This is a genomic window from Streptomyces sp. 8L, assembly GCF_020176795.1.
Lineage (GTDB): Bacteria > Actinomycetota > Actinomycetes > Streptomycetales > Streptomycetaceae > Streptomyces.
In genome coordinates this window covers 3499-9503 of the sequence record NZ_JAIUKE010000461.1, presented here as the reverse complement: position 1 = coordinate 9503, position 6005 = coordinate 3499, and the positions used below count along the sequence as shown (strand labels likewise).

Annotated in this window: 5 protein-coding genes; 3 read left to right on the top strand and 2 right to left on the bottom strand. The window is 71.4% G+C overall.

The genetic code is table 11. The annotated features are described in order from the left end of the window. Positions 1-90 precede the first annotated feature (90 nt). Positions 91-1059 (top strand): diacylglycerol/lipid kinase family protein, encoded by a 969-nt coding sequence (locus LCE31_RS31080; RefSeq protein ID WP_225020267.1) that lies wholly within the window; start codon positions 91-93, stop codon positions 1057-1059. 320 nt (positions 1060-1379) lie between these two features. Then, entirely contained in the window at positions 1380-1637 is a 258-nt protein-coding gene (locus LCE31_RS31075) for a WhiB family transcriptional regulator (RefSeq protein WP_004937597.1), read from the top strand. A 294-nt stretch (positions 1638-1931) separates the two neighbouring features. On the opposite strand, the gene LCE31_RS31070 is transcribed toward LCE31_RS31075, so the two are convergent. Both LCE31_RS31070 and LCE31_RS31065 read right to left on the bottom strand, forming a co-directional pair. Beyond that, entirely contained in the window at positions 1932-3449 is a 1518-nt protein-coding gene (locus LCE31_RS31070; RefSeq protein WP_225020265.1) for a sensor histidine kinase, read from the bottom strand. Positions 3450-3705: 256 nt separating this feature from the next. Then, positions 3706-4758 carry an SIS domain-containing protein gene (locus LCE31_RS31065; RefSeq protein ID WP_225020263.1) on the bottom strand — a complete coding sequence of 351 codons (1053 nt, stop codon included), beginning with the start codon at positions 4756-4758 and terminating at the stop codon, positions 3706-3708. 296 nt (positions 4759-5054) lie between these two features. On the opposite strand from LCE31_RS31065, the gene nagB reads away from it, so the two are divergent. Then, positions 5055-5840 carry a glucosamine-6-phosphate deaminase gene (gene nagB / locus LCE31_RS31060; protein WP_225020261.1) on the top strand — a complete coding sequence of 262 codons (786 nt, stop codon included), beginning with the start codon at positions 5055-5057 and terminating at the stop codon, positions 5838-5840. Positions 5841-6005: the final 165 nt, after the last annotated feature.

Below are 6005 nucleotides of genomic sequence, written 5' to 3'. Positions count from 1 at the left end.
GTGCCTTCGCTGCTGCTCACCCTTGCAGCGTAGCCGCCGCCCCAGGGCCGGACTCCGCCCCCGCCGGGCCCGGCCGGTAATGTGCGAAGCATGCGCGCGCTTCTCGTGGTCAACCCGGCGGCCACCACCACCAGTGCCCGCACCCGTGATGTCCTGATCCACGCGCTCGCCAGCGAGATGAAGCTGGAGGCCGTGACGACGGAGTACCGCGGGCACGCGCGCGACCTGGGCCGCAGGGCGGCGGACTCCGACGACATCGAACTGGTGGTCGCCCTCGGTGGCGACGGCACGGTCAACGAGGTCGCGAACGGGCTCCTGCACGCCGGCCCCGACCCCGAGGGGCTGCCGCGGCTCGCGGTGGTACCGGGCGGCTCCACCAATGTCTTCGCCCGCGCCCTCGGTCTGCCCAACGACGCGATCGAGGCGACGGGCGCGATCCTGGACGCGCTGCGCGACGGAAGCGAACGCACGGTCGGTCTGGGACTCGCGTCCGGTACACCGGGCACCGACGACGAGGCCGTGCCGTCGCGCTGGTTCACGTTCTGCGCGGGTTTCGGCTTCGTCGGCGGAGTGGTGGGACGGGTCGAACAGGCGCGTGAGCGCGGGAAGCGTTCCACGCACGCCCTCTATCTGCGCCAGGTGGTACGGCAGTTCCTCGGCGATCCGCACCGCAGCCGCGGCACGCTCACTCTGGAACGGCCCGGCGAGGACCCGGTCACCGGCCTCGTCCTGTCGATGGTCTGCAACACCGCGCCCTGGACCTACCTGGGGAATCGCGGGGTGTACGGGGTGCCGGGAGCCTCCTTCGACACCGCCCTGGATGTGCTCGGTCTCACCAGACTGTCGGTGCCTGCGGCCACCCGTTACGCGACCCAACTCCTCGGTTCCACACCCGACAAGGGCCTTCACGGCAAGCACGCGGTCACGCTGCACGACCTCACGGACTTCACCTTGCATTCGAAGGTCCCACTCCCCCTTCAGATGGACGGCGACCATCTGGGACTGCGCACGAGCGTGACGTTCACAGGCGTACGCCGTGCACTGCGTGTGATTGTGTGAGTGAAACCCCCCGGATACCTTTCACTCGAACGTTTAGGCTGGAGTCCACCCCATCGATGTACGGCTGTGACCTAGTCGACACCGAGGAATCCAAAAAAAGTTTCCGGAAGGGGTTGTATCCGCCGCCGAGGTTTGCGAATCTCTACATGGCGATCGGGACGGCTCAAGTAACACCAGCCTCCCTGAGAACCAGAACCCCTCCTCGAACCAGGACCACACCGGTATTCACCGGTGTTTTCGGCCCTTCCCTTGTCGAGGGTTTCGTGAAAGCGTTCACATTCACAAGCAACATGCACGTCATACCAAGAGAGGTAGCAGCCATGGACTGGCGTCACAACGCCGTTTGCCGCGAGGAAGACCCCGAGCTGTTCTTCCCCATCGGCAACACCGGTCCCGCGCTGCTGCAGATCGAGGAAGCCAAGGCCGTCTGCCGTCGCTGCCCCGTCATGGAGCAGTGCCTGCAGTGGGCGCTCGAGTCCGGCCAGGACTCCGGCGTCTGGGGTGGCCTCAGCGAGGACGAGCGCCGCGCGATGAAGCGCCGCGCCGCTCGCAACCGGGCGCGCAACGCGACCGCCTGAAGCCCCCTGACACGAGCTTGACGACGGCGGAGCGTACACCGCGTACGCACACACCCCCCGTCCCCGAAAAGCAGCGCGCAGTACCCCCGATGCGCAACTCATCGTGAGCTTCGAGCAGAGCCCCGGACCGAATCACCGGTCCGGGGCCTTTTGCTGCCCCACGCCGCGACGGGCATCCCGCGCGTCACGGCGGGCGCCAGGGGCTACTGTCGCGGATCGATCCGCGACAGTGGCTACTTCCGCGGATCAACGGGCGACATTGGCCACTTCTGAGGATCGATCCGGCGACAGGGGCTACTTCTGGGGATCGACCGGTATGTCGAGGACCACCCGGGTACCCCGCTCCGGCGCCCGCAGCATGTCGAAGCTGCCGCCCAACTCGCCCTCCACCAGCGTCCGTACGATCTGGAGGCCGAGGTTGCCCGCCCGTTTCGGGTCGAAGCCCTCGGGCAGGCCGCGCCCGTCGTCCTGAACGGTGATCAGCAGCCGCCCCCCTGGCCTCTCCCCCGGCCGCCCGCTGCCGCGCCTGGCACCGGCCGGCTCCTCGCCGCGTACCGCGCTCACCTCGACCCTGCCCCGCTCGCCCGGGTCGAACGCGTGCTCAAGTGCGTTCTGCAGCACCTCGGTCAGCACCATCGCGAGCGGGGTCGCGACCTCGGCGTCGAGGACACCGAACCCGCCCGACCTGCGGCAGGTGACGGTGCCCGCCGGGGAGAGTTCGCCCACCATGGCGAGGACGCGGTCGGCGATCTCGTCGAACTCCACCCGTTCGTCCAGAGTCTGGGACAGCGTCTCATGCACGATGGCGATCGAACCGACGCGGCGCACGGCCTCGTTGAGCGCTTCCCTGCCGTGCGCGGAGTCGATCCGCCGCGACTGGAGCCTGAGCAGGGCCGCCACCGTCTGGAGGTTGTTCTTCACCCGGTGGTGGATCTCCCGGATGGTGGCGTCCTTGGTCATCAATTCGCGCTCGCGCCGCCGGAGTTCCGTCACATCCCGCAGGAGCACCAGGGAGCCGATGCGTTCGCCCTTGGGCTTGAGCGGGATGGCGCGGAGCTGGATCACGCCGACGTCGCTCTCCACCTCGGTCTGCCGGGGCGCCCAGCCGCTGGCGAGTTTGACCAGCGCCTCGTCCACCGGGCCCCGCACGGGTGCGAGTTCGTCGGTGGTCTGGCCGAGGTGCTGTCCCACCAGGTCGGACGCGAGTCCCAACCGGTGATACGCGGAGAGCGCGTTCGGGCTCGCGTACTGGACGACCCCGTCGGCGTCCAGCCTGATCAGTCCGTCGCCCACGCGCGGGGATGCGTCCATGTCGGTCTGCTCGCCGGGGAAGGGAAACGATCCGGCAGCGATCATCTGCGCCAGGTCGGACGCGGACTGGAGATAGGTCAGCTCCAGCCGGCTCGGGGTGCGCACCGTGAGCAGATTGGTGTTGCGGGCGATCACACCGAGGACGCGGCCGTTCCTGCGCACCGGGATCGACTCGACCCGTACGGGCACCTCCTCGCGCCACTCGGGGTCGCCCTCGCGCACGATCCTGCCCTCGTCCAGGGCGGCGTCCAGCAGCGGTCTGCGGCCCCTGGGGACCAGGTGGCCGACCATGTCGTCCTGGTACGAGGTGGGGCCGGTGTTGGGGCGCATCTGGGCGACGGAGACGTAGCGCGAGCCGTCGCGGGTGGGAATCCACAGCACCAGGTCGGCGAAGGAGAGGTCGGACAGCAGCTGCCACTCGGAGACGAGGAGATGCAGCCATTCGAGGTCCGACTCGTCGAGGGCCGCGTGCTGCCGTACGAGATCGTTCATGGAGGGCACACAGGCGAGCGTACCCGCGGGCCGCGGCGCCGAACGGGACCCTCAGCCCGCCTGGCACCGCAGCCCGGAGTCACCACGGCCGAAGGTGTGCGGGCCCGCGGCCGTTTCCGGGCGCCGGCGCGGTCAGGGCAGAGAGCGCCGGTACCCGCGTACCGCCCTTCTGTGCGGGGAAGGACGGACGCTTTTGCGATTCCATTGTGGACTAGACCATTCTTCGGTGTCCAGAGCCCCGCACACCCCGGCCGCGGCACCGGAGCTAGCTGGTCTCCGTGACCTTCGCCAGGGCGCGGGGCGCGTCCGGGTCCTGGCCGCGCGCGATCGTCACCTCGTACGCGAGGAGTTGGAGCGGCAGGATCTCCAGGACCGGCTGGACCTCCTCGGCCACGCCCCCGGTCGGCAGGACGAATCCGCTGGACGCGGTGGCGGGGGCCGCGGCGGAGCCGACGACGAACAGGTCGGCGCCCCGGCCCCGCAGCCGGTCGAGGACCGGTCGCAGAACCTCGCCGCCGCGGCCGTCGGGCACCACGGCGACCACCGGGGAGATGTTGTCGACCATGGCGAGCGGGCCGTGCAGCAGGTCGGCGCCCGAGTAGGCCAGGGCGGGGATGTAGCTCGTCTCCATGAGCTTGAGCGCGGCCTCCTTGGCGGTCGGGTAGCCGTAGCCGCGCGAGGTGAGGACCATGCGCTCGGCGAAGCGGTAGCGGGCGGCGAGGGCCCGCACCTCGTCCTGCCGGGCGAGGACGCCCTCCGCGAGGCCGGGCAGGACCCCGGCCTCGGCGCCGTCGCCGCCCCCGAGGCCCTCCACGAAGAGGTAGAGGGCCAGCAGGGTCGCGGTGTAGGTCTTGGTGGCCGGCAGGGCCCTCTCGGGGCCCGCGAGGACGTCGATGTGGAACTCGGCGACGGCGGCGAGCGGCGAGTCGGGGCTGTTGGTGACGGCGAGCGTGATGGCGCCCGCCTCCCGGGCGGCGCGGGTGGAGGCGACGAGGTCGGGCGAGCCGCCGGACTGGCTCACCGTGATGACCAGCACGTCGGTCAGGTCGGGCCGCGCCCCGTACGCGGTGGTGGTGGACATGGAGGCGAGCCCGCAGGGCAGGCCGCGCCTGATCTCCAGCAGGTACTTGGCGTACAGCGCGGCGTTGTCCGACGTGCCGCGCGCCGAGAGCAGGACGAAGCGGGGCCCGCGCGCGGCGACGGCCCGCGCCGTCTCCCGGATCTGCGGGGCGCCCTCGGCGAGGAGCCTGCGCAGGACTCCGGGCTGCTCCGCCATCTCGCCTGCCATGATCACACCGGGCTGCTCACTGAGCGACATGGGCTTGCCTCCACGGCGTCCGTCACGCGTCGTCGCGCGCCCCGGCCGTGCCGGGCCGCGTGTCCCCGCCGGCACCGGAGGCGCGGACGGCGCGCGTTCCTCTCGCACGTACCTCTCGCGCGTTCCTCTCGCACGTACCTCTCGTACGTTCCCTCTCGCACGTTCCTCTCGTGTTCTCCCAGTCGACCACGGCCCGAAGCGGACCCGCCATCCGACGGCGGGGACGCGTCTGGTAAATTGGTCTATACCACATGTCGGACGCGGCCACGACCGCTATGGGGATGGGCAGGAAAAGCGTGGAAGTCGTCATCGTCGAGAACGCCGCCGCCGGCGGCGAGACCGTCGCACAGAGCATCGCGCAGCTGCTGCGCGCGAAGCCGGACGCCCTGCTCGGGGTCGCCACCGGCTCGACGCCGGGACCCGTCTACCGGGCGCTGACCGCGAAGGTCGCGGCGGGCGAGGTCGACGTGTCCGCCGCGCGCATAGCCCAGCTCGACGAGTACGTGGGACTGCCCGCGGGCCACCCGGAGTCGTACCGCTCCGTGGTGCTGCGGGAGGTCGTGGCGCCGCTCGGGCTCGGCGAGGAGTCCTTCATGGGCCCCGACGGCAGCGCCGAGGACGTCCAGGCCGCCTGCGCCGCGTACGACCGCGCGCTGTCCGCCGCGGGCGGCGTCGACCTCCAGCTGCTCGGTATCGGCACGGACGGGCACATCGGCTTCAACGAGCCGTGCTCCTCGCTCGCCTCGCGCACCCGGATCAAGACGCTGACCGAGCAGACGCGCGTGGACAACGCGCGCTTCTTCGACGGGGACATCGAGCAGGTCCCGCGCCATGTCATCACCCAGGGCATCGGCACGATCCTCGAGGCGCGGCACCTGGTGCTGCTCGCCACCGGCGAGAACAAGGCGGACGCGGTCGCACTCGCCGTGGAGGGCCCGGTCGCCTCCGTGGTGCCCGCCTCCGCGCTCCAGCTGCACCCGCACGCCACGGTCGTGGTGGACGAGGCCGCCGCCTCCGAACTGAAGCTCGCGGACTACTTCCGCGCGACGTACGCGGCGAAGCCCGCGTGGCAGGGCCTGTAGAGCCCTGCGGAGACCTCCTCCACCTGGGGGGGACCCGCCGCGCCCCGCGTCGGCGGACGCGCGGGGGGGGGGGCGGCCCCCCCCCCCCCCCCCCCCCCCCCCGGGGGGGGCGCCGGGGGGGGCGGGGGCGCCCCCCGCGCCCCCCCCCCCACCCCCCGCCCCCCG

Excerpts from the sequence above, each read along its gene's own strand:
- LCE31_RS31080 (WP_225020267.1), top strand. The coding sequence starts at position 91 with ATGCGCGCGCTTCTCGTGGTCAACCCGGCGGCCACCACCACCAGTGCC.
- LCE31_RS31075 (WP_004937597.1), top strand. The coding sequence starts at position 1,380 with ATGGACTGGCGTCACAACGCCGTTTGCCGCGAGGAAGACCCCGAGCTG.
- LCE31_RS31065 (WP_225020263.1), bottom strand. The coding sequence starts at position 4,758 with ATGTCGCTCAGTGAGCAGCCCGGTGTGATCATGGCAGGCGAGATGGCG.